This is a genomic window from Stenotrophomonas indicatrix, from assembly GCF_002750975.1.
GTDB lineage: Bacteria > Pseudomonadota > Gammaproteobacteria > Xanthomonadales > Xanthomonadaceae > Stenotrophomonas > Stenotrophomonas indicatrix.
This window is the reverse complement of sequence record NZ_PEJS01000009.1, coordinates 1-281: the sequence shown is the minus strand read 5'-3', so window position 1 is coordinate 281 and position 281 is coordinate 1. Positions and strand designations below refer to the sequence as shown.

Genomic DNA, 281 nt, shown 5'->3' with positions numbered 1-281 from the left:
CTTCCAGCAGGCGTTCGCTGCGCACGGTGCCTTCGGTGCGCAGGTCCACCTGGCTGCGCTGCGCGCTGAGGCCAGCATCCCAACTGCGGCCGGCGCGCTCACGACCCATGCCGAAACTGATGTCGCCTTCGGTGGCATGCACGCGCGGGCGCACTTCGCCGCCTTCCTGCAGGACCACGTTGAGGATCGCGCCACGGCTGAAATTGAGGGCGACGGCGGTCGGCCCCAGCTCGAAACGCTGGCGGTTGTGGCTGGCGCGTGCTTCCACGTAGGCGTAGCGT

The 281-nt window shown here is 69.0% G+C and carries 1 pseudogene; it reads right to left on the bottom strand.

The annotated features are described in order from the left end of the window. Nucleotides 1–281 (bottom strand): annotated as a pseudogene (locus CR918_RS21225) (TonB-dependent receptor); the annotation flags it as partial.